We start from the raw sequence: 24162 nt of genomic DNA, 5'->3' as shown, positions 1-24162 counted from the left end.
TTTTTGACTCTTTCATCGCGCAAACCACCGGTTTTCTTGACTTTGCTTGGCTATGGGACTATGAGCCCCAGCGACGGCAGTTAAAGCATGCGCCGATTGACCAGTGTTCGACCGAACCGGAACGGAAACAGATTTCCCTTTGACCACTTTTTCAGACCTTGGCCTAAGCCAAAAAGTTCTTACCGCAGTAACAGACGCGGGCTACACCATCCCCACACCGATCCAGGCAGGCGCGATTCCGCCGGCCCTGCAGCGGCGTGATATTCTGGGTATCGCCCAGACGGGCACGGGTAAGACGGCATCCTTCGTGCTGCCGATGCTGACGCTTCTGGAAAAGGGCCGCGCCCGCGCTCGTATGCCGCGCACGCTCATTTTGGAGCCGACGCGCGAACTGGCAGCCCAGGTCGCTGAAAACTTTGAGAAATACGGTAAGAACCACAAGCTGAATGTCGCCTTGCTGATCGGCGGCGTGTCCTTCGATGAACAGGACCGCAAGCTTGAGCGTGGCGCCGACGTGCTGATCTGCACGCCAGGCCGCTTGCTCGACCATTGCGAACGCGGCAAGCTTCTGATGACCGGCGTCGAGATCCTGGTCATCGATGAAGCCGACCGCATGCTCGACATGGGCTTCATTCCCGACATCGAGCGCATCGCCAAGCTGATCCCGTTCACGCGCCAGACCCTGTTCTTCTCGGCCACCATGCCGCCGGAAATTCAGAAACTGGCCGACCGGTTCCTGCAGAATCCGGAGCGCATTGAGGTGGCCAAGCCTTCCTCGACGGCATCGACCGTGACACAACGCTTGGTCGCGACTCACAGCAAGGATTACGAAAAGCGCGCCGTTCTGCGCGATCTGATCCAGAAGCAGGAAGACCTGAAGAACGCCATCATCTTCTGTAATCGCAAGCTGGATGTTGCCGACCTGTACCGCTCGCTTTCGCGTCACGGCTTCTCGGTCGGCGCTCTGCACGGCGATATGGATCAGAGTTCACGCACGAAAATGCTTGCGGGTTTCAAGGACAATGCAATCACGCTGCTGGTTGCGTCCGACGTTGCTGCACGCGGCCTCGACATTCCGGATGTCAGCCACGTGTTCAATTTTGACGTGCCGATCCATGCGGAAGACTATGTCCACCGTATCGGCCGCACCGGCCGCGCTGGCCGCTCGGGTGCCGCGTTCACTCTGGTTTCAAAGCGCGACACGAAATTCGTCGATGCAATCGAAAAGCTGATCGACAAGAACATCGAGTGGCTGAACGGCGACCTTTCCGCGCTGCCCGCACCGATGGAAAGCCACGACAGTGGAAAATCCGAGCGCGGCGGCCGTGATGGCAAGCGCGGCGGACGCCGCAATGACAGGGAGCGTGATCACGCGCCCCGGTCTGTGGCCAGTCACAAATCGGACATCAAAGCAGACGATAGTCCGGCAGTCGTAGCAGCCCCTCTCGAACCGGTAGTAGCAAAGGCAGAACCTGTGAGATCAGAACGCAAGGCAGAAACGAAACCGCAGAATGCCGGCCGTAACAGCAACCGTCCTGCTCCCCAGCCGTATCCTGCCAATGATGACAACCGCGACCGCCGCAACCGTTATCGCCGCGACCAGGACGACGGCCCGACGCCGGTCGGTTTCGGCGACGATATCCCGGCTTTCATGCTGATCGCCGGCAAGGCCTGAGCCTTACAGCAATCGCATGGCATATCCAGGCATAGATTTTCCCGGTGTGGGATCAGGGCTTGCCGTCATCAATGACGGCAAGCTTTTGCTTTGCCGGCGCTTGAAGGCGCCGGAAGCAGGACACTGGGGCATTGTCGGTGGCAAGGTCGATCATATGGAACCGGCAGCCGACGCCGCTCGCCGTGAGGCGGAAGAAGAGAGCGGCCTGAAAATCCATTCGGCACGGTTTCTTTGCCACAGCGAGCAACGGATCGAGGCTGACCGGCAGCACTGGATTTCGCTGATTTATGTGACAGAGCATTTCTCCGGCGAACCGCAGTTGACGGAACCCGACAAACTCTCCGACATCGGCTGGTACTCTCTTGACGACCTGCCACAGCCTCTGTCGCTGTTTGCGCAGGATGCCGTAAAGGCATTACGGGCGCTGGCTATTTCTTAGCCCGCAAGGCTGCCTGATAGGCAAGCCGCACCCAACGAGCCATTTCGTCAGGATCATCGAAAGCCTCCTCCGGAACGGACCAGTACGGCATCTTCACCGGTTTGCCCTTGCCGTCATAACTCCATTGCGAACTGCCGGCCGCCTCGAATTCACCGGCGCTCTCGGTGTCCGCCTTGAGCAGGATATCGCCGCTCACCTCCAGTGCCAGAATCCGCCCCTCGAAATAGATGCCCTTGCCGCCAAACATGCGTTTGACCGTGACCGGGCCAAGGGCTGAAAACATCTCCTCGATAGCTGCATTGTCCATTCTGATCAGCCTTTCAATATGCCGCCTGCGGCGATGATCGCCTCCGGTGTGTCGAGATCGAGATGCGCAGCCGGCCCGATATCGACATCGACCACCGGCAGCCCACAGGTTTCGATGATATGGCGCGCGCCGATATCGCCTTGCAGGTGCCTGATCGATTCGAATGTCGATCTCGGCAATATAACCGGATTACCGCGCTTTCCGGCAGAAACGGCACGAACGATCGTCAGCCCGCGCCCGGCCTTGAATGCCGAAATCAACGCGGCAAGGTCTTCGGCCGAAACCCATGGCATGTCCGCCAGCAGCACCAGCACCCCATCAGCGTCATTGCCGGCGGCATTCACCCCGGCGATCAGCGATGAGGCCATGCCCGTCGAATAAGCGGCATTTTCGACAACGATGACGTTCAGTCCCGCAAGTGCTTCACGAATCTCGGTTTGCCTGTGACCGGTAATCGCCAGGACACGTTGAACACCGGCACCCAAGGCTGCCTGCGCGCTGCGGCGCACGAGTGGCACGCCATCAAATTCCGCCAGCAGCTTGTGCTGGCCTGTTGCGCCCATCCGCGAGGCACGGCCAGCAGCGAGCAAGACGGCCACGACGGAAACACCATTCGGTTCAGAACTCGCCAAGCCACGCGGCAAGGGTCGTGTCGGTATCTCCATCAAAAGCCCGCCAACACCAAGCCCGGTAATATCGTGCACCGTCGGCCATTCGCCGGCTAAGATCCTGTTCAGGATCCAGTCGAAACCATTCTCCTTGGGGCTGCGGGCGCAGCCCGGCGCTCCGATGACTGGAATATCCCCAACTCTGCCGAGAACGAGCAGATTGCCGGGATCGACCGGCATGCCGACATGATCGACAGCCCCGCCCGCAAGCCGGATGGCGGCGGGAATGACATCATCGGCGTCAGCAACCGCGGAAGCGCCAAAGACAATGATCATCTCGAATCTTTGCCTCCCCTTTAAAATCGCTGCCGCAACGGCTTGGGTATCATGCGGCACGCGCTGCTCGTCCACCAACACGCTCGATGATAGCCGCAATCGCGCCTCAAGGTTCTGGCGCGTCTTGTCCATCACGCTGGGCTTCAGTGTGGGTAACAGAGTTGCGATCAGCCCGACACGGCGCGCGGCGAACGGCTTGACTCTGAAGGCGCGCTCAGCCCGCAGAAGCGCCGCGGCTTCATCAACAAACCGTTCTGCAACGGCAAGCGGGATGATCTTGATGGTCGCCACCATATCGCCGGATCGAACCGGCACGTGATCGGCAAGACAGGCGAGCGTAATGGCCGGATCGATGCGGTTGAGCCGGTCGATGACAGCGCGGCTGGCAACGAAAAGCCCATCGACCGCGGAGTGAATATTGATCCGCCCGGTTGCCGCTTTCGAGAAGGTCAGGTGATCGCGATCGATCGCTGCCGCAATCCGGGAGGCTGCCTCGTCCTCCAGCAGATCACCGGGCTCCAGGCGGGCGACGATGACCTCAGAGAAACCCGCTCCTTGCAACGCGGCAATATCAGCCAAGGAAATAACATGTCCCTTTGCCAGCCGCCCCTCGGGCAACTTGGCTGAATGCGCGAGAATGGCGCCTTCTGCCTTGCCCACCGGCACCGGACCAAATTTCATTCTTTAGTCCCTCGCCCGGCCGTTACATCGCGCGTCCGCAGCGTAAGGATAATATCGGCAAGGATGGCGACAGCGATCTCGGCCGGATTGGAGGCGCGAATATCGAGGCCGATCGGGGCATGAATATGGGCGATCCTGTTTTCATCCACCCCCAGTTTCATCAGCCGCTCGACCCGGCGGGCATGGGTCTTGCGGCTTCCCAGCGCTCCAACATAGAAGCACCCCGCCTCAAGCGCTTGCGCCAGAGGAAAATCATCGATTTTGGGATCGTGGGTAACCGCGACCAAGGCCGTATAGGCATCGAGTGGCGTATGCCGAAGCGCATCCTCCGGCCATTCGGCAACGAGCTTCGTCTGGCCGAAACGCTCCTGCGTCGCAAAGGCGCTACGGGGATCGATGATCGACAGATCGAACCCGGCGATATCCGCCATGATGGCGAGCGCCTGCGAGATATGCACCGCGCCGATCACGACGATGCGCGGCGGCGGCAGGTAGACATTGACGAAGGCCGCCTGCCCGCCGATTTCGACAATCCCGGATTTGCCCGTACGCAGCGCAGACTCTATGGATTGTGCAACGGAAGGATCATGTGGCTCTCCCTCGTGGAAGAGCCGTGTCGTTCCCGTGTCGAGTTCGGTAATCGTCACCGTTGCCAATCGCGCCCCGCGCGCCGCGTTCAGCCTCTGCAGATGCCCCACCAACATCGCTTATCCCAGCCTTTCGACATAGATGCGGATGCGGCCGCCGCAGGACAGGCCAACCCGCCAGGCGGTCGCGTCGGCAACGCCGAATTCGAGAATGCGTGCCGTCCCCGACGTGATGACTTCGGCGGCCTCGACGATCACGGCCCCCTCGACGCAGCCACCGGAAACGGAGCCGTGAAAATTACCCTCCGAATCGATGACCAGATGGCTGCCGACCGGTCTCGGTGCCGAGCCCCAGGTTTCGATGACGGTCGCAATGGCCACACCGCGTCCATCGGCATGCCACTCCCCGGCAACCGTCAACGGGTCGGGATAAAGAGGCTGGTCCAGCATCTGCTCTCCTCCTGTTTCAGTTATCGCCGCCGCATGAAACGGCGGGGATCGGCATCAGCTGTTCTTTTCCCGGAAAGAGCTTCCGCCAGATCGGACACCGCTTCAAGGTTATGCACAGCGCGGAATTCGTCAACATGCGGCAACATGGCCCGGACGCCACGCGCCCGCGCCTCGAAACCATCAAAACGCAGCAGCGGATTAAGCCAGATCAGACGGCGGCAGGACCGGTGCAGCCGGTCCATCTCGATTTTGAGATCGCCGATATCGTCACGCTCAAGACCATCGGTAATCAGAAGCACGATGGCGCCCTGCCCGAGCACCCGGCGCGACCAGAGACGATTGAATTCATGCAGTGTTTCACCGATCCGCGTGCCGCCGGACCAGTCGCTGACGGCGCGCAGGCAATCGTCCATCGCCGCATCGGGATCGCGCTTCTTCATCTGGCGGGTCACGTTGCTCAGCCGGGTTCCGAACAGGAACGTGTGGACCCGGCGGCGCTTTTCGGTCAGCACATGCAGGAAATGCAGGAAGATCCGGGTGTATTGGCTCATCGAGCCGGAAATGTCGGCCAGCACCACCAGCGGCGGATGAAGGGTCTTGGGCTCGCGAAACCGCGGCAGGATGAGATCGCCGCCGGTTTTCATCGCATCGCGCATCGTTGCACGCGGATCGATGCGGCGCGGCCGGTGCGAAGCGCGAAAACGGCGTGTCCTCACCTCATCCATCGGCAGTACCAGCGCCGACAAAGCCTTCTTGGCATCGGCAATCTCGGCTGCCGACATCTGCGCGAAATCCGCCCGGCGCAGCAGTTCCCGGCCGGACGCGGTAAATCGCGCATCGATCTCAATATCCGGTTCATCGCGCACCGGCCGCGCCACATCGCGATCGGCAAACAGCGCATCGCTGACGCGGGCCTCGCCTGCGCGGCGTGGTGCTTTCTCGCGTGAATCAGGTGCTACCGGCGACATCATCGCGATCATCTTGCCGATCAGGTCGCGCGACCGCCAGAACAGCCGGAAGGCTTCGTTAAAAATCGCCTGGTCCTCATGGCGCTTGACGAAGACCGATTGTAGCGTGGCTTGAAATTCGTCGCGGTTGCCAATGCCGATCAACGCGACGGCTTCGATCGCATCGGCGACTGCCCCCGGCCCGATCTTCAAACCCGCTTTGCGCAAGGCGCGGGCGAAGAAGACGATATTGTCGGCAAACCGCCCGTCACCTTCATGCAGCGGTGGAAGAACTGCGCCGTCTCCTGTCCGGGCTGCCGTCTCCATGACATCACCCTGCCGCCAGAAGTTCGGCCTTGACGTCGTCGAGGATTTTCCGGCCGTCGCCGCCTTCGATCCGGGCGATGTCATCCTGGTATTTCAGAAGCGTGCCCAGCGTGTCGGAGATGGTTTCAGGATCAAGCGCCAGGCGATCGAGTTCGGTCAACGCTGTCGCCCAGTCGATGGTTTCGGCAACACCAGGATTCTTGAACAGATCAATGGTTCGCAACCGCTGCACGTAACCGACGATTTCGCGCGACAGACGCTCGTTGCAGCCCGGCACCTTGCGGCGAATGATGTCCAGCTCCTGCGCGGCCTTGGGATAATCGACCCAGTGGTAGAGACAGCGGCGCTTCAATGCGTCGTGGACTTCGCGGGTGCGATTCGTCGTAATGATGACGATGGGCGGCTCCTGCGCCCTGATCGTCCCGAGTTCCGGAATAGTCACCTGAAAGTCGGAAAGTACTTCAAGCAGAAAAGCTTCGAAGGCCTCGTCTGTGCGGTCGAGTTCATCGATCAGAAAAACCGGTGCCTTTCCGGCCTCTGCCGAGATCGCCTGGAGAACCGGGCGGCGGATCAGGTATTTCTCCGAAAATATGTTGCTTTCGACCGCCTGGCGATTGGCGTTACCCGAAGCTTCCGACAATCTGATCTCCAGCATCTGCGCCGGATAGTTCCACTCGTAGACGGCCGAGGAAATATCCAGGCCTTCGTAACACTGAAGGCGGATCAACGGCCGGTCGAGTGCCTTTGCCAGGACCTTGGCGATTTCGGTCTTGCCGACGCCCGCCTCGCCTTCGAGAAACAAAGGGCGCTTCATTCTAAGTGACAGGAAAAGCACGGTCGAAAGCGCCGTTCCGGCAAGATAATCACCGGCTTCCAGCATCTCCATCGTCTCGGCGATCGAGGCAGGCAATGCGCCATTCGTGTATGTCGTCATGTTTCCTCGCTCCGTTGGAGGAAATCTATAACGTGCGGTAGTCCCGGTCCAGATAGACGAGTGCCGGTTTCTGCTGGCCGAGCGTGACCGCAACGACCTGTCCGAACAGAACGATGTGCGTGGCAACGGTCTTGATATCGATCAGCCGGCAATCGAATGCCGCAACGGCTTCACCAAGAATCGGCGCACCTGTCTTCAACTCGCCCCAGGTGCCGTGAGAGAATCGCTCTGACGGATCGACAGCGTTCTTGCCCGAAAAGACATGAGCGAGATCCATCTGGTCTGCGCCGAGCAGATTGAGCCCGAAGCTACCGCTCTCGGCGAAGATGTCGTTGCGCGGATTGGCTCCATTGAGGCACACGAGCAGCGTTGCCGGATCGTCGGATACCGAACATGCGGCCGTGATTGTCACCCCACGCCGCGCACCTTCGTGGGCGGCCGTGACGATATGCACATGCCCGGCCAGCCGGCTCATGGCATCACGGTAGGTCAGCGGGTCCAGTTGGGTCTTGTCCAACACGGCAGTCTCCAGATCGATGTACGTTTCTAACACATAGACATTGCAACGAAATATGAAACCCATCGTCTGGTTTTTCTTCGTCATTTACGGCAATCGCCATTCCCGGTGCGCAGGTTCCGATCTTTTCCTTTGACCCCTGCCGCCACATCTTTAAAACATGGGCGTTCTCAACTGGATAAGCGCATGTTTCGTTCGATTTTTGCCAGCCTTGTGATTGCCGGATCGGTGCAGGCCGCTCCCGCATTGGCTGCGGGCCTGAAGATCGCCGTCGTCGCTCCGGCTGATGGACCGTTCGCGCTTCTCGGGCAACAGATTCTGGATGGCGCCCGCTTTCAGGCAGAAGATCGCGGGTCTGAGATCATCGCCATTCCGGAAACCTGCGAGCCGAAGGATGCGGAGACCCTGACGAAGACACTGCTTGCCAGCGGCGCCGAGGCAGCGATCGGTTTCCTGTGCACTGAAAGCCTGGAGGCGGCGCTGCCGGCGTTGGCCGAGGCCGGTATTCCAGCGCTGACCTTGAGCGTTCGCTCCGATATCCTGATGGAAGACGCGCTGAAAAAGAAATGGCCGTTCTTCCGGTTGGTGCCGAGCGCCAAGGCCGAAGCAGAAAAGGTGACGGAAATCATCCTGTCGCGCTGGAAGAACGAACCTCTGGGACTGATCGAAGACGGAACGATCCACGGGCGCGAACTGGTGGAAAGCGTGCGCAGCGCCTTGGCCGAAATCGGCCTGACACCAACCTTCTCAGACACCTACCGCCCCGCCCAGGAACAGCAGGTCAGCCTTGTCCGAAGGCTTGCCAAGAGTGGCGCGACACACGTATTCACCGGCGGAGATCGCGCCGATACAGCCATTATCGCTCGCGATGCCGCATCCGAACAGGTCTCGCTGACGCTTATGGGCGGCGAAACGCTGGATGCGGCAAACCTGCCGGTTCCGCTGGCAAATGGTGTCCTGGCTGTCGCCCTGCCCGATTATGCCACTCTGCCGGACGCCAAGGCCACCGTCGACGCCATGACAGCGGCCAAACTGCTTCCGGAGGGTTACGTATTGCCGGCATTTGCAGCTGTTACGCTGCTGGAGCAGGCAAAGGACCAGGCAGGCAAGGACGGAGGCCCGGTATTGGCTGCGCTGGCCAAAGGCCCATACCAGACCGTTCTCGGCCCTATCCGCTTCAGCGCCGGTCACGAACTGGCCGAAAACCCCTACCGCCTGCTGGAATGGCAAAACAACCGGTTCATTACTGCTCCGGCCGTTTCGGGAAGCCCGTGATGCGCCCGGGGCCGCGCAACGCGATAACTGATGTTGGTGGCTTGAAGGTCGGCAATGCCGAGGATCATAGGCTGAAATCCGGCGTGTCCGCCGTCGTCTGTGATCAACCGGCCATCGCTGCGGTACAGGTTCTGGGTGGCGCCCCCGGTACGCGGGAAACCGATCTTCTGGAACCACACAACACCGTGCAGACCGTCGATGCCATCGTTCTGTCGGGCGGGTCGGCCTTCGGGCTCGATGCAGCCTCCGGCGCCCAGGCCGCGCTGCGCCAGATGGGCCGTGGTTTTCCGGTCGGAGACCTACATATCCCGATCGTCCCAGCCGCCATCCTCTTCGACCTGATCAATGGTAGCGACAAGGATTGGGGCCTCTACCCGCCCTATCGTGAACTGGGTTACGCAGCCGTACAGGCGGCGGCGCTGGAGTTTTCCACAGGCACCGCCGGCGCGGGGACCGGTGCCTTGACCGCCACCTTCAAGGGTGGGCTCGGCACCGCCTCGACGATCCTCGACAACGGCATCACTATCGGTGCACTGGTCGCCGTCAACGCGCTGGGGTCGGCGACCATCGGTGACGGCAGGCATTTCTGGGCGGCACCGTTCGAGGAAGGTGCAGAGTTTGGCGGCATCGGCATGCCGCATCCATTTCCAAAGGATGCGCGAGACCTTCGCATCAAGTTCCGCGGCAGGCAGAGTGAAACTAAAAATACCACGATCGCGGTGATCGCTACCGATGCGGTTCTGACCAAGGCCGAGGCAAAACGGCTGGCGATCGCCGCTCACGACGGTTTTTCCCGTGCGCTGTGGCCGTCCCATACTCCGCTTGACGGCGACCTGGTTTTTTCGCTGGCGACAGGAACCAGCGGCAAAACCATATCGCTGCAGGATTTCATTGATCTTGGCGCGGCTGCCGCATCCGTCATGGCCCGCGCCATCGCCCGTGGTGTGCACGATGCGACGCCGCAGGAAAACGATCTGCTTCCCGTTTGGGCGGTGCAGCGCTAGACCCGGCATGACGGAAGCGGCAACATCGGTTGTTTGCCACGAAAAGCGGTGCTATTGCCCGCAAAACAGTTGGAGCCCCCTATCATGCCCCTACCTATCCGCATCGCCCCCTCCATTCTCGCCGCCGATTACGCCAAACTCGGACAGGAAGTACGCGACGTCGTTGCCGCCGGTGCCGACTGGATCCATCTGGACATCATGGATGGCCATTTCGTTCCGAACATCTCGTTCGGGCCGGACGTGATTAAGTCGCTGCGGCCGCATACACAGGCCTATTTCGATTGCCATCTGATGATCGCGCCGGCCGACCCGTATCTTGAAGCCTTTGCGAAAGCCGGCTGCGACAGCATCACCGTCCATGCGGAAGCAGGCCCGCATCTCGACCGTTCCGTTCAAGCCATCAAGGCACTCGGCAAGAAAGCCGGCGTCTCGATCAACCCGGCAACGCCCGAAAGCGTGCTCGATTATCTGCTCGACAAGATCGACCTCGTTCTGGTGATGACGGTCAATCCGGGATTCGGCGGCCAGAAGTTCATTCCTGCCATGGAAGAGAAGATCCGCCGCATCAAGGCGATGATTGGCGACCGGCCGATCGACATTCAGGTCGATGGCGGAATCGCGCTGGATACGATTGCGCTTCCAGCGTCGGCCGGAGCCAATGTCTTCGTTGCAGGCTCGGCGATCTTCAGCGGTGGCCATGTTGACGCCTACCGCAAGACCATCGACATCCTGCGCAGCAACGCTGAGGGAGGTCGCGGGTGAGATTTTCAGGCGGAATCGCGGTTGCGTTGCTTGCTTCGGCATTTTTTGCCGGCGCGGCCCGTGCCGGCGATTTCGCCTCATTCCAGCCGATCGGGTTTTCGGAGGACGGCAGTGTCTTCGCCTTCGAGGAATACGGCGTGCAGGATGGCTCCGGCTTTCCCTATTCGAACATCTTTTTCGTCGACACTCGCAAGGACACGTTTTTACCCGGCACGCCGATCCGGCTGCGCATCGATGAAGAAAACACCAGCCTTGCCAAGGTAAGGGCGCAAACCGCCGCAAAAGCCGCTGCGCTCACCCAGAAACTCGATCTAGGCGCCAATCCCGGCCTGCTCGCCGCCTTCAATCCGATCACGGAAACGGAAAGCTCGCCTCATCGCCTGACTTACCGGCAATATGCCGTCGATCCGCCGGTCGGCGGAGATTTCACGCTGACGCTCAACGAAATCCCTTTTGCCCCCTCCGCACTTTGCAAGGACGTGACGCCGCAATCGGCCGGCTTCCGTCTCTCCTACCAAACCGAAGACGGAACGGCATCGGACCGCGTTCTGCACACCGACACGGCCATTCCCGATAGCCGAAAATGCCCGACGGGTTATCGTATCGGCGGCGTCATGGTGTATAATCCACCGCAAGGCGAACCGGTCCACGTTGTCCTCGTTCAGGTCTTGAGCGTCGGTTTCGAAGGACGTGACGGGCGCTGGATCGCCGTTCCGGAGCCCGCAGCGCCATGATTTCATCCGAGCGTCAAGAAACGGGTACAGTTTCGGCGATGGCGGCGCGGATGCGTGCCTCCTTGCCGAGTTTTCGCGAAGTCCTGTTCGGCGCACCGGTCTGGGGCGTGGTCATGGCGCTGTCGGCACTGGTTGCGCTGTATCTGCGGAATGGAGCAGAGACATCGCATCTTTACAGCATTCTTGTGCTGTTCTTTTTGGGTGGTCTGGTTTCCTGGCCATTCGCGTTGCTGCTTGGCCGTTTCGGTGCCATTGGCAGAGGCCGGGAAACCCGCTTTGCGGCATTCTTCCTGTGCTTGACGCTTTGCACCATCGCCATCACGGCTGTTCTTTTCGCCCTTGATTACCGGATTTTCTATGCCCGCTGGCATGCGCCATTTGGCACCGGTCTCTGGGCCTACCAGTTCGCATTTACCTCAGCCAGTGCCATTTATCAGTTCATCGTCATGGGCATTCGCCTCTATCTGCCGATCGGATTTTCCGCTCTGGCTCTCGCCAGCCTGTGGCTGACTTGGCGCACGCCCGAACAGCAACGTTGAGATTGCCGTGTATCTTTGCTAGAGGCTCAGCAACTCCCATCGTGACGAAAGCTGAAAGCCCATGATCCCCCGTTACTCCCGGCCGGAAATGGTGGCCATCTGGTCGCCGGAAACCAAATTCCGCATCTGGTTCGAAATCGAAGCCTATGCCTGCGACGCACTGGCTGATCTCGGTGTTATCCCCAAGGAAGCCGCGCGGACAATCTGGGAAAAGGGCGGCGCGGCAACTTTCGACGTTGCGCGTATCGACGAGATCGAAGCCGTCACCAAGCATGACGTCATCGCCTTCCTGACGCATCTGGCTGAATTCATCGGTCCCGACAGCCGGTTCGTCCACCAGGGCATGACCTCGTCCGACGTCCTCGACACCACGTTGAACATCCAGTTGGTGCGCGCAGCCGACCTGTTGCTTGCTGACCTTGATCGCGTACTCAATGCCCTGAAGACCCGCGCCTTCGAACATAAGGACACGGTCCGCATTGGCCGCAGCCATGGCATCCATGCCGAGCCGACCACGATGGGCCTGACCTTCGCCCGGTTCTACGCCGAGATGAAGCGCAATCGCGACCGTCTGGTCGCTGCCCGGGCAGAAATCGCCACCGGCGCAATCTCCGGCGCTGTGGGCACCTTTGCCAATATCGACCCGCATGTCGAAGAATATGTCTGCGAAAAGCTCGGCCTCGTTGCCGAACCGATCTCCACGCAGGTGATCCCGCGCGACCGTCACGCGATGTTCTTCGCAACACTCGGCGTAATCGGGTCCTCGATCGAAAACGTCGCTACCGAAATCCGCCACATGCAGCGCACCGAGGTTCTGGAAGCAGAAGAATTCTTCTCGCCGGGCCAGAAGGGCTCGTCGGCCATGCCGCACAAGCGTAATCCGGTCCTGACCGAAAACCTGACAGGCCTTGCCCGTCTGGTACGCATGTCGGTGGTTCCGGCCATGGAAAACGTTGCCCTGTGGCACGAGCGCGATATCAGCCATTCCAGCGTCGAACGCACCATCGGCCCGGATACGACGATCACCCTCGACTTCGCTCTTAACCGTCTGGCCGGTGTTATCGAGAAGCTGGTAATCTACCCGGAAAACATGTTGAAGAACATGAACAAGTTCCGCGGTCTGGTGATGAGCCAGCGCGTGCTTCTCGCCCTCACCCAGGCTGGCGTATCGCGCGAGGACAGCTATCGCCTCGTGCAGCGCAATGCCATGAAGGTCTGGGAAAAAGGCGCCGATTTCCTTGAGGAACTTCTGGCCGACGCGGAAGTACGGGCAGCCTTGCCGGAAGCGGAAATCCGCGAAAAATTCGATCTCGGCTACCACACCAAGCATGTCGACACGATCTTCCGCCGCGTGTTCGGCTGATCGCCCTCCGCGGAGAGCCTGACGGGCTCTCCGCACTCTTGCGGCCGCAATGTCTTATTTCGACCCGGTTCGTTCAACTGCGACTGATTTTTTCAAACCTTTTGTCAGTCTTCCATAGGAGACTGCGACGGAGTGAAAATGCAAAAGTTGGAGGGGACTATGCCGAGCCAGCAGACAATCGAACGCAAAGCTACACGAACGGTAACAAAATTCACCGGTGAAGTCACTTGCAAGGGCGGGTCAAGCCGGGGAATCGTCAAGGACCTGTCGGAAACCGGGATTTGCTTTCAGCTCTACTTCGATATCAATGCCAAGACCGGCCAAGAAGTCTCGATCAAGAGCGAAGAGTTCGGCCATCTGACCGGTGTCGTGCAATGGTACCGTGGCGACAAGATTGGCATTCGCCTTAAAACGTCGTCCAACACATCGGCGCAGATTTCGTCCTATTTCAAATATTTCCGCTAAGTCACGGGCGTTACGTGCGAAAAAACAGTGCCGCCATGCCCGGCGGCACCTATAGTGGTGCGGCATGTCGAGCGGTTACTTGCCTTTCGGCGCAACAACCAGCTTGCGATAGAGGTGCCACGTCGCATGCCCGAGGATCGGCATGATGACGGCGAGACCGACGAAAACCGGGATCGAACCGATGACCAGACCGGCCGCAACAATCAATCCCCAGACAGCCACCGGAACCGGGTTGGCAAGCGTCACGCGCACCGACGTCTCAACTGCCGCCACGACGCCAACATCCCGATCAAGCAGCAGCGGAAACGACACGACCACCGTCGAAAGCACGATAACCGCAAAGACGAACCCGACTGCATTGCCGATCAGGACCAGGCTCCACCCTTGATCGGTTCCGACGATCTGATTGTAGAGCGCCGAAAGCGATGCCGCTGGCACGTCGCCGAATAGTTGCGTGTAGAGCGATTGCGCGACCATCAGCCAGACGACGAAGAGAACGAGCAGCATGAAAGCCAAGGCGAGGATCGACGGCAGCGCCGGGGAACGGCGGACATCGAAGGCGTGCCGCCAGGAGGTATCCATCCCTATTTCCCGGCGTCTGCTGATCTCGTAGAGACCGATCGCTGCGACCGGGCCAAGCAGGGCAAAACCGGAAGCCAGAGGATAGAGCAGCGGCAGCATATTGACGCCCGAACTCCAGGTCGCAAGGACGACGCCGGCAATCGGATAGATCAGGCAGAGAAAGACGTAGTGAGACGGTTTTGCGTTGAAATCCTGCCAGCCGAGACGCAACGCGTCGAAAACGTCGGCAACACCGATCCTGCGTATCTCCGGATGTGTGAGCCCGTCGCTGGATCCTGCCATTACATGAAATGTTGTCATGACCAATTCTCCTCCAGGAACACGCGTCGTCACGTCATTCGAGAACAATCAGTATTTCAAGTTTCGAGGGGATTGCGGTATCCTTGACGGCAATCCGATGCTCTCGATATTGGCGTACTCGCCGCTACGGGCGTCGTGTTCAATCGCCCGTGCATCCAGCATATACCAGATTTGCACACCATACACTTGACTTCCGCTGCCCCCAACCTCAAATCGCCGTTATTATGAAAGCATCAGAAGCAGATATCCTCATTGTACCCGGTTATACAAATTCCGGGCCTGACCATTGGCAAACCCGGTGGCAGAACAAACTTGCCTCCGCGCGGCGTGTCGAACAGGCGGAGTGGGCAAAGCCCGTCCGGGAGGACTGGGTCAAGCGGATGATCGATGACGTCAACGCGGCAACAAAACCTGTCGTCATCGTTGCGCATTCGCTCGGCGTGGCAACGGCCATTCACGCCCTGCCCCATTTTGAGAAGAAAATCGCCGGCGCCTTCCTCGTTGCACCGCCCGAGGTGACCAATCCGAAGATCCGCCCGAAACATCTGATGACGTTCGGTCCCTATCCGCGCGATCCGCTGCCGTTTCCGAGCCTTGTCGTGGCAAGCCGCAATGATCCTTTCGGCACCTACGAACATGCCGGCGATATGGCCAATGCCTGGGGCTCTCTGCTCGTGGACGCAGGCGAATCCGGCCATATCAACAGTGAATCCGGGCATGGTCCCTGGCCGGAAGGCACGATGGTCTTTGCTCAATTTCTCAACCGGCTCCAGCCCTGACCTTGCCGCAGCAACGAGGATATTTTAGCGACATCTCCCATTAAGGGGACTTTCATTGTCATCGGTCATGATGCCCGAAATTTGTTCGGGAATAGCTGGTACGTGACAACCGCGAGTAAAAGTAGACATTCGCTGCCAAAACCGGCAGCAACGGGGGTTTTACCGGACGCCGCAAGCATTCTTGATTGCGCGCCCTTGGGCTATTGTCTGCTGGAACAGGACGGCTGCATTCGCGAAGTCAATGCAGCCTTCTCACACGCTCTTGCCCTGCCCTTAGATAAAATCCTCGGCGAACATATCCAGTGTTTTGTCCATGATGAGGACGCGGGTCCGCTGACAGCAATGATGGCAGATGTCCAGGCCAACGGAGCCTCGCCCAAACAATGTGAACTACGCCTGCCCCGACCGGACGGTTCTATCAAATGGGTCATGGCTTCGATATCGCACATGAGCGGCTCATCGCCGTGGATCATTCTCCAAACTCAATCGATCGACGAGCTCAAGCAGGCCGTTACCACTCTGCAGAAGAGCGAAACGCGCTGGAAATACGCGCTTGAAAGTGCTCACCAGGGCGTTTGGGACCACGACTTCAGCACAAACGAACTGTTCTACTCCATTCCCTGGAAAAATCTGCGTGGCATGGCAGCGGATGCGACCGTTGACGGATCCCTCGATGTCTGGATCGACAATGTCCATCCGGCCGACCGCGAACACGTAATCGAAAGTATTCGCCGTCAGGACGAGGGCGAAGTCGCGTTCAACACATTCCAGTACCGCGAACGCCATGCGGATGGCCGCTGGATCTGGATCGAAAGCCGGGGAGCCTCCATTGAGTGGACATCGGAGGGCAAGCCGAGCCGGATCATCGGCACGGATACCGATATCTCCGAACGCAAAAAGGCCGAGGCTCATCTTGAGGAAATATCGCGACGGCTGAGACTTGCTCTTGATGTATCGAAGGTGGGTGTATTCGAAGCCAATCTCGATACCGGCGCTATCGTGCGCGACAAGCATTTGCTATCTATCTATGGCCTGGATCCACAAGAGCCGAGTGTGTTGGCCTTCGAAGAAAGGCTGCACCCGCAGGATCGGGATGCAGCCCTCGCAAGGGTTGCGGCGGGCGTAGCTTCGGCTGCTCCCTTCATGAACGCGTTTCGCATTATCCGTCCCGACGGAGAAATTCGCCACATCCGCTCAAGTTCCGTAACCTTCACCGACAATGAAGGCGCGCGCAAACTCATCGGTGCCAATTGGGACGTGACCGAGGATGTTACCTTGCGCGAGGATCTGGAAAGAGCGCGGCAACTCGCAGAGGCACGCAATCTTGAACTGGAAGCGGCCCGGACCCGAATCGAATACAACGCGCTGCATGATCATCTGACCGGCCTGCCGAACCGGCGGTTCCTTGACCAGCGTCTCGATGAATGGATTGCCGATAAGGTCGATTATTGCGCCATCCTTCATATCGATCTCGACCGGTTCAAGCAGATTAATGACACGCTCGGTCATCAGGCCGGTGATGCCATGCTCGTACATACGGCGAACGTGCTTTCCACGATCATCGGCGATCGTGATTTCGTTGCGCGGATCGGCGGCGACGAATTCCTGGTGTTGTGCGACGCGCATCGACCGCAGGATGACGTCATCTTGCTCACGGATCAGATCATCGAAGCTCTGCGACAGCCGGTGACCTATGACGGGCACCCGTGCAGGTTCGGAGCCAGCGTCGGCATCGCCTGGACCGTCGATGGAACAGTTGGCGCCAAACAGTCGCTGATGAACGCCGATATAGCGCTCTATCGGGCCAAAGGGCTTGGCCGGAACCGTTATGAATTTTTCACGCAACAGTTGCAGACGCAAATCCATCATACCAAGCGCACGGCCGATGAAATCATCAAGGGGCTGGAGGAAGGCGAATTCGTTCCTTTCTATCAGCCACAGTTTGATGCCCGCACGCTCGATATTACCGGCGTCGAGACGCTCGCCCGCTGGGTACACCCGCGGCATGGCCTGCTGGCACCCGATTATTTTCTCAAGATCGCCGACGATATCAATGCGCTGATGACAATCGACCGCCGCATTGCCGAGCAGGCATTGAGCGATTTCAACCGCTGGGAGACGCAAGGTTTTGGTGTCCCGCGCATTTCCGTCAACGTCTCCTCGCCCCGGTTGCGCGAGCCTGGCCTGATCGATAGCTTGAAGCAGTTGAACATACCGCGTGGAAAACTGTCATTCGAGCTGTTGGAATCAATCTTCCTCGACGATCTCGACGAGGAATCCTCGCAAATCCTCAATAATCTCAGCGCGCTCGGCATCGACATCGAAATCGATGATTTCGGGACAGGCCATGCCTCGATTGTTGGCCTCATGAAGCTCAATCCGAGCCGCCTCAAGATCGATCGTGCTCTCGTCATACCGATTATCGAGGCCGCGGAGCAGCGCAAGCTGGTTGGATCGATCATCGATATCGGCCATTCGCTCAACATCGAAGTCGTCGCCGAGGGGGTGGAGACAATCCGCCATGCGCATATCTTGCGTGATCTGGGTTGCGATACACTGCAGGGCTATGCCTTCGCCAGGCCCATGGCCAGAACAGACCTCGAGGCATTTATCCGTTCCGGACGCTGGCGCACGCCGGAAACATCCATCGAATCTATGCACAAAATGGCCAGGAGGGACCGCTAGGCATAAAAAAACCGCCCGAAAACTCGGACGGTTCTAATTAGCTAATACGGCGATATCAGCCGTTCTGGACCTGTGTGACGGCCTCAGACAGAAGCTCAAGCATCTTCAGGCGAATCTCTTCGTCTGTCAGGGTGATGCCGGCAGCGTCAAAATCGGCGCGAAGCTTGCGCACGACATCCTCGTGCCCCGACTCTTCGAAGTCAGCCGCGACGACTTCCTTTGCGTAGGCGGCCGGGTCGCTCTTGCCCAGAAGCTCGGCAGCCCAGAGACCAAGAAGCTTGTTGCGGCGCGCCTCGGCCTTGAACTTCAACTCTTCGTCGAGAGCAAACTTCGATTCGAACGCCTTTTCGCGATCCTGCATATTGGTCATCCTTGATCTCCCAAAAACCGTTTTGAGTTTAGCTTTTCGCCCATAAACCAAAAGGTCATCGAAAGTGCAATGCGAAGTTTTCCGGCGTGGCGACTTTCGTGCTACCCTGAAGAGGATCGGGCAGACGTAAATCAGGGGATCGGAACAGTCGCCGATTGTGAAATGGTTTCATTTCGGTTATGGACCGCCTTAGAAAATACCAAGTGCGCAGCCCAAGCGCCTTTAGAGATAGAGACACCATTCATGAACCGTCGCCGCCGTATCTACGAGGGCAAGGCCAAGATCCTTTACGAAGGTCCGGAGCCTGGCACTCTGATCCAGTTCTTCAAAGACGATGCTACGGCCTTCAACGCCAAGAAGCATGAGATCATCGACGGCAAGGGTGTGCTCAACAACCGGATTTCAGAATATATCTTCACCCATCTGAACCGTATCGGCATTCCCACGCATTTCATCCGCCGCCTCAACATGCGCGAACAGCTGATCAAGGAAGTGGAAATCATTCCGCTCGAGATTGTCGTGCGCAACGTGGCTGCCGGCTCGCTCGCCAAGCGCCTCGGCATCGAGGAAGGCGTGGTCCTGCCGCGCTCGATCATCGAATTTTACTATAAGGCCGATGCGCTTGAAGACCCGATGGTCTCCGAAGAGCATATCACGGCATTCGGCTGGGCAAGTCCGCAGGAACTTGATGACATCATGGCGCTCGCCATCCGCATCAACGACTTCCTCACCGGCCTGTTTCTCGGCGTCGGCATCCAACTGGTTGATTTCAAGATCGAATGTGGCCGTCTGTTCGAAGGCGACATGATGCGCATCATCCTGGCCGACGAGATTTCGCCGGACAGCTGCCGTCTGTGGGACGTCGAGACCAAGGAAAAGATGGACAAGGACCGGTTCCGCCGCGATATGGGAGGCCTTGTCGAGGCTTACCAGGAAGTGGCGCGCCGCCTTGGCATCATGAACGAAAACGAACCGCCCCGCGGCTCCGGCCCGGTTCTGGTAAAGTAAGCAGGAAAAGACGACAGTGATCAACGCACGCGTAACAGTGACGCTGAAGAACGGCGTTCTCGACCCTCAGGGCAAGGCAATCGAAGGCGCGCTTGGCGCACTCGGCTTCGAGGGCCTTGGCCATGTCCGCCAGGGCAAGGTCTTCGATCTGCAGATCGACACTGCCGACAAGGCAAAGGCCGAAGCCGAAGTAAAGGCGATGTGCGAGAAACTCCTCGCCAACACGGTGATTGAGAACTACACTATCTCACTCGCCTGATGGTTGAATGAGGTGGTCGAATGGCCGAAATCACGAATGAAATGCTGTACACGGAAGTAATGGCACTCGATCGTCGGCTTCAAGAGACCGCCCAGTCTCTGGATGAATTGGTTGCCTTTATGCGGGAAACCAACCGGGAGTTAACAGAAGGCCGTGAGCGTACAGAAACTCTCAAGCGAACGTTGTTCGGAAGCCGCCTGGAGAAGCTAGGCTAGTTTCATGGCTGATGTCACTCAGGAACTTATTCACGAGATTCTGCGGCGTATGCACGTTAGGGCCGACAAATCCGATAATGCGATCCGCGACCTTCGAAGCGAAATGGGCTCTATAAGACTGTCGTTACATGCCCACCAGAACGACATCAACACGCTCTATACAATGCTTCATCAGATAGATGAGCGTTTGGAGAGAATAGAAAACCGCCTCGAATTGCGCGAGCTTGCCGAGGCCCAATCCAGGTTTGAACCGCACCCATGAAATCCGCCGTCGTTCAGCTTCCAGGCCTTAACCGTGACCGCGACATGATCGCAGCGTTGACCAAGATTTCCGGCAACGCGCCGGTCACCATCTGGCAAACAGAAACGGACATCCCGGATGTCGACCTGATCGTCATTCCTGGTGGCTTTTCCTACGGTGATTATCTGCGCTGCGGCGCGATCGCAGCCCGCATGCCCGTCATGCAGGCGATCAAGGCGAAGGCCGAGGCCGGCGTCAAGGTGCTCGGCGTCTGCAACGGCTTCCAGATCCTGGTCGAGGCAGGCCTCCTGCCGGGTGCCTTGATGCGCAACGCCTCACTGAAGTTCGTCTGCAAGGAAATCAAGCTTGAGGTCGTCAATGCCAATACCGATTTCAGCCGCGCTTACGAACAGGGTCAGATCATCCGTTGCCCGGTAGCCCATCATGACGGCAACTATTTTGCCGACGCGGAAACACTGAAGACGATCGAGGATAATGGCCAGGTCGTCTTCCGTTATGCGGCCGGTACCAATCCGAACGGTTCGGTCAACGACATTGCCGGGATCGTCAATGCCAGGGGCAATGTGCTTGGCATGATGCCGCATCCGGAGAACCTGATCGAAGCCGCACATGGCGGCTCGGACGGACGCGGCCTGTTCGCTTCCGCGCTCGATGTAATCGCTGCTTAACAGTCGCTCTGCTAGAAGGCACCCTATAGACAGAATCATAAGGGGCCTTCATGCGCGCCGCAGCTTTCCTTCGCTTCTTTGCTACCGCCGGCTCCATCGCCGTGCTTCTGGCGGGTTGCCAGTCATCAAAACCGCCGACCCCGGCGCAGAACACGGCAGCATTGCCCACCATGGAGCGGATCGCGCTGGGCGCCAATGCCTGCTGGTTCAAATCCGGTGATGCAGCCTTCAAGGCCTATCGCCTCGCGCCGGAATTGAATTCCTTCTCCGGGCGCCCGCGCATCCTCATCGTCAAGCGCAATTCACCCGAATCGCGACCTCTCGCAGTGGTCCAAGCCGAGGGGCACCCTGCCCGGCTGCAGGCTTTTGGCCCGCTTTTCAGCGAAACTGTCGGCGCACGGATGACCACGGATATCAAACGCTGGGCTGCTGGCGGAACGGGCTGCCGCTGAGGCTTTCAGCACAAAGTCCTTGCCGCGCGGACAGCACCCCGAAAAAACCTAATCAGGTGCGAACAACCTGAGCCCGGCGGCATTCCGGGCTGTCATTATACCATTCAGTTCGTTCGCATACGGTGAATTACCGGCACTGACCTTCTGTTCACTCAAGTATTGTCCACCGTGAAAGCCACCGTTCTAACCGGTGGAGATAGGCGGTGGATTGATCGCATATCGCTATTTCTTGCCGCTTTTCATTCACGCCCTTTTGCACGACAATCAACTCGAGACTGTTCACACCCACTCAACGCAATCCAAGAACGTATTTTTATGCAAGCAACCAGAGAATGGTATTCTTGTGGCTGTCACGAATCCGCGTACATTCTCATGCTAGGCGCAGACCATTCCGCTGGCGCTTTTCACCCCAGCTCTTACCCACACCAAAGGCACACTTATGACCGTCATGATCTATCATAACAGTGCCTGCGGTACATCCCGTTCGGTTCTCAAGCTCATTCGCGACACAGGAACAGTGCCTGCCATTGTCGACTATATGGCAACACCGCCGAGCCATGAGGAAATGCTGGCTCTTCTGCTTGCCATGGACATGGCGCCACGCCAGTTGCTGCGGATCAAGGAGCCCGCGTACCTGGCGCTCAAGCTGGATGACGAGAGCAAGACAGACCGGGAGATCATTGACGCAATGCTGGCCCATCCCGAACTGATACAGAGACCCATCGTCGTGACCGGGAAGGGTGTCAGACTCTGCCGGCCAGACACCAAAGTCCTGGAAATTCTGTAGTCCTGCAGGTCCATTTTAGTCCCAGAATGGCCGTGCTGCCTCCCGGCGCGCCTCCGCCGGCGTAACGCCGATATCGGCAAGCTGATCATCCGTCAGCTCAGAAAGAGCAATCCGGCTCAGCCGCTTTTCTTCACGGCCGAGAATCCAGACGATCATATACCGACCAAGCTGCTTCAATCGCGAGACGAGGCCTCGCGGCTGGATTGTACCTATCGCAATAGAACATGCGGCGCCATTATCGGTGCAAATTGTACCCATTGTCATCACTCCATCGATTGCAACGGTTGCATTTCGGTATTGGATTGTCATAATTGACAGGAAAACCGATGCAATGTAGAAATTGTCACCATGACAACATGGATGCCAGACCCCACACAAGGCCAAGGGCCGCTTTACGCACGTATCGCCGATCAGATCGAGCAGGCGATTGCCGGTGGCGTGTTGGCCGTCGGTACGAAATTGCCGCCACAGCGCAACCTTGCCTTCGATATCGGCGTGACAATCGGGACAATCGGCCGCGCCTATCATCTGGTGCGCGAACGCGGGCTGGTCAGTGGCGAAGTGGGGCGCGGGACCTATGTGCTTGACAATGCCGAATTGCGCCCGGCCGAACAGCCAGATCCAATGAGCGCGGCACTGGCCGGCACAAGGCCGCTGAAGGCCCCGCCCGGAAAACTCCGGTTCGACAGCACGGCCGCACCGGATATCGGCCAGGGCGCCTCGCTTGAAAAAGTGCTGGTCGATATCAGCCGGGAACATCACGCCGATATTGCCAGCTATGCTCGCGATTTTCCGGCACATTGGTTTACTGCGGGAAGCCAGTGGCTCGCCAAGGGGAGTTTCCGGCCGCAGCCCGATCGCATCGTGCCGACGCTTGGCGCTCATGCCGGCGCCGTCGCCGTCATCGCCGCCGTTACGGCACCAGGCGACAAGATCGCCTTCGAGAACATCACCTATTCCCAGATCAGCCGCAGCGCCGGACTGATCGGACGCCGGACGATTCTCTTGCGCACTGATGATTACGGCCTGGATCCGGACGATTTCGAGCGGGTCTGCGCCCAGCAGCACCCGAAACTCGCCTTCCTGATGCCAACGGCGCAAAATCCGACCGTGGTGACATTGTCACTGGAGCGACGTCAGGCAATCGCCGATATTGCCCGCCGCTACGGCGTCTGGCTGCTGGAAGATGATCTTTATGGCGCAATGACCGGCGACATGCTGCCGCTTCTGGCCGAATTGGCGCCCGAGCGGACATTTCTGGTCGGTGGCCTGTCGAAATCGGTCGCTGCGGGCGTGCGCGGCGGCTGGGTCGCCTGTCCTCCGCATTTCAGCCAGCGCATTCGCATCGCTCACAAGATGGTCAGCGGCGGCATGCCGTTTCTCTTGGCAGAGCTTTGCGCCCGGCTTGTATTAAGCGGCGAAGCGGCGGCTTTACGCTCCAGAAGCATCGACGAGATCAGGGCGCGGGAACAAATGGCCCGCGAAATCTTCGCCGACATTGACTTTAATTCTCACCCACATGTGCCGTTCCTCTGGCTGAAACTGTCGGAACCCTGGTTCTCAGGCACGTTCAAGCATGCAGCCTTCGAGGAAGGCGTGCTTGTTGATGACGAGGACGAGTTCAAGGCCGGGCGGACGGAAAGCGTTTATCACCGTGTCCGCATCGGCTTTTCCTCGCCCGCCGACCGCAACGAGGTGCGGCGGGGTTTCCTGACCCTTCGCCGGCTACTCGACAGCGGCCGCACGGGCTATGACAGCTTCGCCTGAGCGAGCCAGCACATTATCGGCGAAAAGCGCGTGATCTCCTGTGCTTTTCCGGCATTTTCCTGTCGCATCCGGCAGTCG

At 58.9% G+C, this 24162-nt stretch carries 29 protein-coding genes; 19 read left to right on the top strand and 10 right to left on the bottom strand.

Features of this window, described 5'->3' with window-relative positions; translation table 11 throughout:
• The first annotated feature begins 139 nt into the window (after positions 1-139).
• On the top strand, positions 140-1675 hold the full coding sequence (locus ACSQ3J_RS11575) for a DEAD/DEAH box helicase (RefSeq protein WP_060505497.1): 1536 nt from the start codon (positions 140-142) through the stop codon (positions 1673-1675).
• Positions 1676-1691: 16 nt separating this feature from the next.
• Complete coding sequence (locus ACSQ3J_RS11570; protein WP_060505498.1) at positions 1692-2114, top strand: NUDIX domain-containing protein; 423 nt, start codon at positions 1692-1694, stop codon at positions 2112-2114.
• Here the strand turns inward: ACSQ3J_RS11570 and ACSQ3J_RS11565 are convergent.
• From ACSQ3J_RS11565 to ACSQ3J_RS11535, 7 genes are read right to left on the bottom strand one after another with little or no spacing between them, the layout of a single operon-like run.
• A complete protein-coding gene (locus ACSQ3J_RS11565) occupies positions 2104-2421 on the bottom strand; it encodes a TfoX/Sxy family protein (protein ID WP_060505499.1) in 318 nt (105 codons plus the stop codon). The two genes, ACSQ3J_RS11570 and ACSQ3J_RS11565, sit on opposite strands and share 11 nt — an antisense overlap.
• 5 nt (positions 2422-2426) lie before the next feature.
• Positions 2427-4046, bottom strand: a complete 1620-nt coding sequence (locus ACSQ3J_RS11560) for an NTP transferase domain-containing protein (RefSeq protein WP_436039125.1) — start codon at positions 4044-4046, stop codon at positions 2427-2429.
• Complete coding sequence (locus ACSQ3J_RS11555; protein WP_060505501.1) at positions 4043-4750, bottom strand: XdhC family protein; 708 nt, start codon at positions 4748-4750, stop codon at positions 4043-4045. The genes ACSQ3J_RS11560 and ACSQ3J_RS11555 overlap by 4 nt, the downstream gene beginning before the upstream one ends.
• 3 nt (positions 4751-4753) lie before the next feature.
• The gene (locus ACSQ3J_RS11550; RefSeq protein WP_060505502.1) at positions 4754-5083 is read right to left on the bottom strand and encodes an XdhC family protein; all 330 of its coding nucleotides are present in this window, start codon (positions 5081-5083) and stop codon (positions 4754-4756) included.
• 20 nt (positions 5084-5103) lie between these two features.
• A complete protein-coding gene (locus tag ACSQ3J_RS11545; protein ID WP_060505503.1) occupies positions 5104-6357 on the bottom strand; it encodes a vWA domain-containing protein in 1254 nt (417 codons plus the stop codon).
• Between the two features lie 4 nt (positions 6358-6361).
• On the bottom strand, positions 6362-7291 hold the full coding sequence (locus tag ACSQ3J_RS11540; RefSeq protein ID WP_060505504.1) for an AAA family ATPase: 930 nt from the start codon (positions 7289-7291) through the stop codon (positions 6362-6364).
• A gap of 25 nt (positions 7292-7316) precedes the next feature.
• Positions 7317-7874, bottom strand: coding sequence for a flavin reductase (locus ACSQ3J_RS11535; protein ID WP_060505644.1), 558 nt, complete (start codon positions 7872-7874; stop codon positions 7317-7319).
• A 120-nt stretch (positions 7875-7994) separates the two neighbouring features.
• Here ACSQ3J_RS11535 and ACSQ3J_RS11530 point away from each other — a divergent pair, with 120 nt between their 5' ends.
• The 7 genes from ACSQ3J_RS11530 (at position 7995) to ACSQ3J_RS11500 (ending at position 13950) form a co-directional block, all read left to right on the top strand.
• Positions 7995-9083 (top strand): branched-chain amino acid ABC transporter substrate-binding protein, encoded by a 1089-nt coding sequence (locus ACSQ3J_RS11530; protein WP_060505505.1) that lies wholly within the window; start codon positions 7995-7997, stop codon positions 9081-9083.
• Complete coding sequence (locus ACSQ3J_RS11525; protein ID WP_060505506.1) at positions 9080-10087, top strand: P1 family peptidase; 1008 nt, start codon at positions 9080-9082, stop codon at positions 10085-10087. The genes ACSQ3J_RS11530 and ACSQ3J_RS11525 overlap by 4 nt, the downstream gene beginning before the upstream one ends.
• Before the next feature lie 84 nt (positions 10088-10171).
• The gene (gene rpe / locus ACSQ3J_RS11520) at positions 10172-10849 is read left to right on the top strand and encodes a ribulose-phosphate 3-epimerase (RefSeq protein WP_060505507.1); all 678 of its coding nucleotides are present in this window, start codon (positions 10172-10174) and stop codon (positions 10847-10849) included.
• A complete protein-coding gene (locus ACSQ3J_RS11515; protein WP_436039121.1) occupies positions 10846-11583 on the top strand; it encodes a DUF2259 domain-containing protein in 738 nt (245 codons plus the stop codon). The genes rpe and ACSQ3J_RS11515 overlap by 4 nt, the downstream gene beginning before the upstream one ends.
• Complete coding sequence (locus tag ACSQ3J_RS11510; RefSeq protein ID WP_436039119.1) at positions 11580-12122, top strand: hypothetical protein; 543 nt, start codon at positions 11580-11582, stop codon at positions 12120-12122. Before ACSQ3J_RS11515 ends, ACSQ3J_RS11510 begins: the two co-directional genes overlap by 4 nt.
• 61 nt (positions 12123-12183) lie before the next feature.
• Positions 12184-13485, top strand: a complete 1302-nt coding sequence (gene purB, locus ACSQ3J_RS11505) for an adenylosuccinate lyase (protein ID WP_060505510.1) — start codon at positions 12184-12186, stop codon at positions 13483-13485.
• 159 nt (positions 13486-13644) lie between these two features.
• On the top strand, positions 13645-13950 hold the full coding sequence (locus tag ACSQ3J_RS11500) for a PilZ domain-containing protein (RefSeq protein WP_436039246.1): 306 nt from the start codon (positions 13645-13647) through the stop codon (positions 13948-13950).
• 75 nt (positions 13951-14025) lie between these two features.
• On the opposite strand, the gene ACSQ3J_RS11495 is transcribed toward ACSQ3J_RS11500, so the two are convergent.
• The gene (locus ACSQ3J_RS11495; protein WP_436039117.1) at positions 14026-14832 is read right to left on the bottom strand and encodes a DUF2189 domain-containing protein; all 807 of its coding nucleotides are present in this window, start codon (positions 14830-14832) and stop codon (positions 14026-14028) included.
• 224 nt (positions 14833-15056) lie between these two features.
• On the opposite strand from ACSQ3J_RS11495, the gene ACSQ3J_RS11490 reads away from it, so the two are divergent.
• Both ACSQ3J_RS11490 and ACSQ3J_RS11485 read left to right on the top strand, forming a co-directional pair.
• Complete coding sequence (locus tag ACSQ3J_RS11490; protein WP_060505513.1) at positions 15057-15611, top strand: RBBP9/YdeN family alpha/beta hydrolase; 555 nt, start codon at positions 15057-15059, stop codon at positions 15609-15611.
• A gap of 102 nt (positions 15612-15713) precedes the next feature.
• Positions 15714-18296: a sensor domain-containing protein gene (locus ACSQ3J_RS11485; RefSeq protein WP_436039114.1), complete on the top strand. Its 2583-nt coding sequence runs from the start codon at positions 15714-15716 to the stop codon at positions 18294-18296.
• Between the two features lie 55 nt (positions 18297-18351).
• Here the strand turns inward: ACSQ3J_RS11485 and ACSQ3J_RS11480 are convergent, their stop codons facing one another.
• Positions 18352-18666 carry a DUF1476 domain-containing protein gene (locus tag ACSQ3J_RS11480; protein ID WP_060505515.1) on the bottom strand — a complete coding sequence of 105 codons (315 nt, stop codon included), beginning with the start codon at positions 18664-18666 and terminating at the stop codon, positions 18352-18354.
• Positions 18667-18909: 243 nt separating this feature from the next.
• On the opposite strand from ACSQ3J_RS11480, the gene purC reads away from it, so the two are divergent.
• The 7 genes from purC (at position 18910) to arsC (ending at position 22317) form a co-directional block, all read left to right on the top strand.
• Positions 18910-19674: a phosphoribosylaminoimidazolesuccinocarboxamide synthase gene (purC, locus tag ACSQ3J_RS11475; RefSeq protein WP_037095596.1), complete on the top strand. Its 765-nt coding sequence runs from the start codon at positions 18910-18912 to the stop codon at positions 19672-19674.
• 16 nt (positions 19675-19690) lie between these two features.
• Positions 19691-19933, top strand: a complete 243-nt coding sequence (purS, locus tag ACSQ3J_RS11470) for a phosphoribosylformylglycinamidine synthase subunit PurS (RefSeq protein WP_037095598.1) — start codon at positions 19691-19693, stop codon at positions 19931-19933.
• Positions 19934-19953: 20 nt separating this feature from the next.
• Positions 19954-20148 (top strand): hypothetical protein, encoded by a 195-nt coding sequence (locus tag ACSQ3J_RS11465; RefSeq protein WP_060505516.1) that lies wholly within the window; start codon positions 19954-19956, stop codon positions 20146-20148.
• A 4-nt stretch (positions 20149-20152) separates the two neighbouring features.
• A complete protein-coding gene (locus ACSQ3J_RS11460) occupies positions 20153-20410 on the top strand; it encodes a hypothetical protein (protein ID WP_060505517.1) in 258 nt (85 codons plus the stop codon).
• Positions 20407-21078, top strand: coding sequence for a phosphoribosylformylglycinamidine synthase subunit PurQ (purQ, locus tag ACSQ3J_RS11455; protein ID WP_060505518.1), 672 nt, complete (start codon positions 20407-20409; stop codon positions 21076-21078). Before ACSQ3J_RS11460 ends, purQ begins: the two co-directional genes overlap by 4 nt.
• Before the next feature lie 50 nt (positions 21079-21128).
• Positions 21129-21530 (top strand): hypothetical protein, encoded by a 402-nt coding sequence (locus tag ACSQ3J_RS11450; RefSeq protein WP_060505519.1) that lies wholly within the window; start codon positions 21129-21131, stop codon positions 21528-21530.
• 439 nt (positions 21531-21969) lie between these two features.
• A complete protein-coding gene (gene arsC, locus ACSQ3J_RS11445; RefSeq protein WP_060505520.1) occupies positions 21970-22317 on the top strand; it encodes an arsenate reductase (glutaredoxin) in 348 nt (115 codons plus the stop codon).
• Between the two features lie 15 nt (positions 22318-22332).
• On the opposite strand, the gene ACSQ3J_RS11440 is transcribed toward arsC, so the two are convergent.
• Entirely contained in the window at positions 22333-22575 is a 243-nt protein-coding gene (locus tag ACSQ3J_RS11440; protein ID WP_244482278.1) for a DUF1127 domain-containing protein, read from the bottom strand.
• Between the two features lie 90 nt (positions 22576-22665).
• On the opposite strand from ACSQ3J_RS11440, the gene ACSQ3J_RS11435 reads away from it, so the two are divergent.
• Positions 22666-24084, top strand: coding sequence for a PLP-dependent aminotransferase family protein (locus ACSQ3J_RS11435; RefSeq protein WP_060505521.1), 1419 nt, complete (start codon positions 22666-22668; stop codon positions 24082-24084).
• The last annotated feature ends 78 nt before the right edge of the window (positions 24085-24162 follow it).

It is taken from the genome of Rhizobium sp. LjRoot98 (assembly GCF_964252935.1).
Taxonomy (GTDB): Bacteria; Pseudomonadota; Alphaproteobacteria; order Rhizobiales; family Rhizobiaceae; genus Pararhizobium.
Note: the sequence above shows the minus strand (reverse complement) of the source record. Positions and strands in the feature narration are given on the sequence as shown.

Excerpts from the sequence above, each read along its gene's own strand:
- ACSQ3J_RS11570 (WP_060505498.1), top strand. The coding sequence starts at position 1,692 with ATGGCATATCCAGGCATAGATTTTCCCGGTGTGGGATCAGGGCTTGCC.
- ACSQ3J_RS11565 (WP_060505499.1), bottom strand. The coding sequence starts at position 2,421 with ATGGACAATGCAGCTATCGAGGAGATGTTTTCAGCCCTTGGCCCGGTC.
- ACSQ3J_RS11560 (WP_436039125.1), bottom strand. The coding sequence starts at position 4,046 with ATGAAATTTGGTCCGGTGCCGGTGGGCAAGGCAGAAGGCGCCATTCTC.
- ACSQ3J_RS11555 (WP_060505501.1), bottom strand. The coding sequence starts at position 4,750 with ATGTTGGTGGGGCATCTGCAGAGGCTGAACGCGGCGCGCGGGGCGCGA.
- ACSQ3J_RS11550 (WP_060505502.1), bottom strand. The coding sequence starts at position 5,083 with ATGCTGGACCAGCCTCTTTATCCCGACCCGTTGACGGTTGCCGGGGAG.
- ACSQ3J_RS11545 (WP_060505503.1), bottom strand. The coding sequence starts at position 6,357 with ATGGAGACGGCAGCCCGGACAGGAGACGGCGCAGTTCTTCCACCGCTG.
- ACSQ3J_RS11540 (WP_060505504.1), bottom strand. The coding sequence starts at position 7,291 with ATGACGACATACACGAATGGCGCATTGCCTGCCTCGATCGCCGAGACG.
- ACSQ3J_RS11535 (WP_060505644.1), bottom strand. The coding sequence starts at position 7,874 with ATGGGTTTCATATTTCGTTGCAATGTCTATGTGTTAGAAACGTACATC.
- ACSQ3J_RS11530 (WP_060505505.1), top strand. The coding sequence starts at position 7,995 with ATGTTTCGTTCGATTTTTGCCAGCCTTGTGATTGCCGGATCGGTGCAG.
- rpe (WP_060505507.1), top strand. The coding sequence starts at position 10,172 with ATGCCCCTACCTATCCGCATCGCCCCCTCCATTCTCGCCGCCGATTAC.
- ACSQ3J_RS11510 (WP_436039119.1), top strand. The coding sequence starts at position 11,580 with ATGATTTCATCCGAGCGTCAAGAAACGGGTACAGTTTCGGCGATGGCG.
- purB (WP_060505510.1), top strand. The coding sequence starts at position 12,184 with ATGATCCCCCGTTACTCCCGGCCGGAAATGGTGGCCATCTGGTCGCCG.
- ACSQ3J_RS11500 (WP_436039246.1), top strand. The coding sequence starts at position 13,645 with ATGCCGAGCCAGCAGACAATCGAACGCAAAGCTACACGAACGGTAACA.
- ACSQ3J_RS11495 (WP_436039117.1), bottom strand. The coding sequence starts at position 14,832 with ATGACAACATTTCATGTAATGGCAGGATCCAGCGACGGGCTCACACAT.
- ACSQ3J_RS11490 (WP_060505513.1), top strand. The coding sequence starts at position 15,057 with ATGAAAGCATCAGAAGCAGATATCCTCATTGTACCCGGTTATACAAAT.
- ACSQ3J_RS11480 (WP_060505515.1), bottom strand. The coding sequence starts at position 18,666 with ATGACCAATATGCAGGATCGCGAAAAGGCGTTCGAATCGAAGTTTGCT.
- purC (WP_037095596.1), top strand. The coding sequence starts at position 18,910 with ATGAACCGTCGCCGCCGTATCTACGAGGGCAAGGCCAAGATCCTTTAC.
- ACSQ3J_RS11465 (WP_060505516.1), top strand. The coding sequence starts at position 19,954 with ATGGCCGAAATCACGAATGAAATGCTGTACACGGAAGTAATGGCACTC.
- ACSQ3J_RS11460 (WP_060505517.1), top strand. The coding sequence starts at position 20,153 with ATGGCTGATGTCACTCAGGAACTTATTCACGAGATTCTGCGGCGTATG.
- purQ (WP_060505518.1), top strand. The coding sequence starts at position 20,407 with ATGAAATCCGCCGTCGTTCAGCTTCCAGGCCTTAACCGTGACCGCGAC.
- ACSQ3J_RS11450 (WP_060505519.1), top strand. The coding sequence starts at position 21,129 with ATGCGCGCCGCAGCTTTCCTTCGCTTCTTTGCTACCGCCGGCTCCATC.
- arsC (WP_060505520.1), top strand. The coding sequence starts at position 21,970 with ATGACCGTCATGATCTATCATAACAGTGCCTGCGGTACATCCCGTTCG.
- ACSQ3J_RS11440 (WP_244482278.1), bottom strand. The coding sequence starts at position 22,575 with ATGGGTACAATTTGCACCGATAATGGCGCCGCATGTTCTATTGCGATA.
- ACSQ3J_RS11435 (WP_060505521.1), top strand. The coding sequence starts at position 22,666 with ATGACAACATGGATGCCAGACCCCACACAAGGCCAAGGGCCGCTTTAC.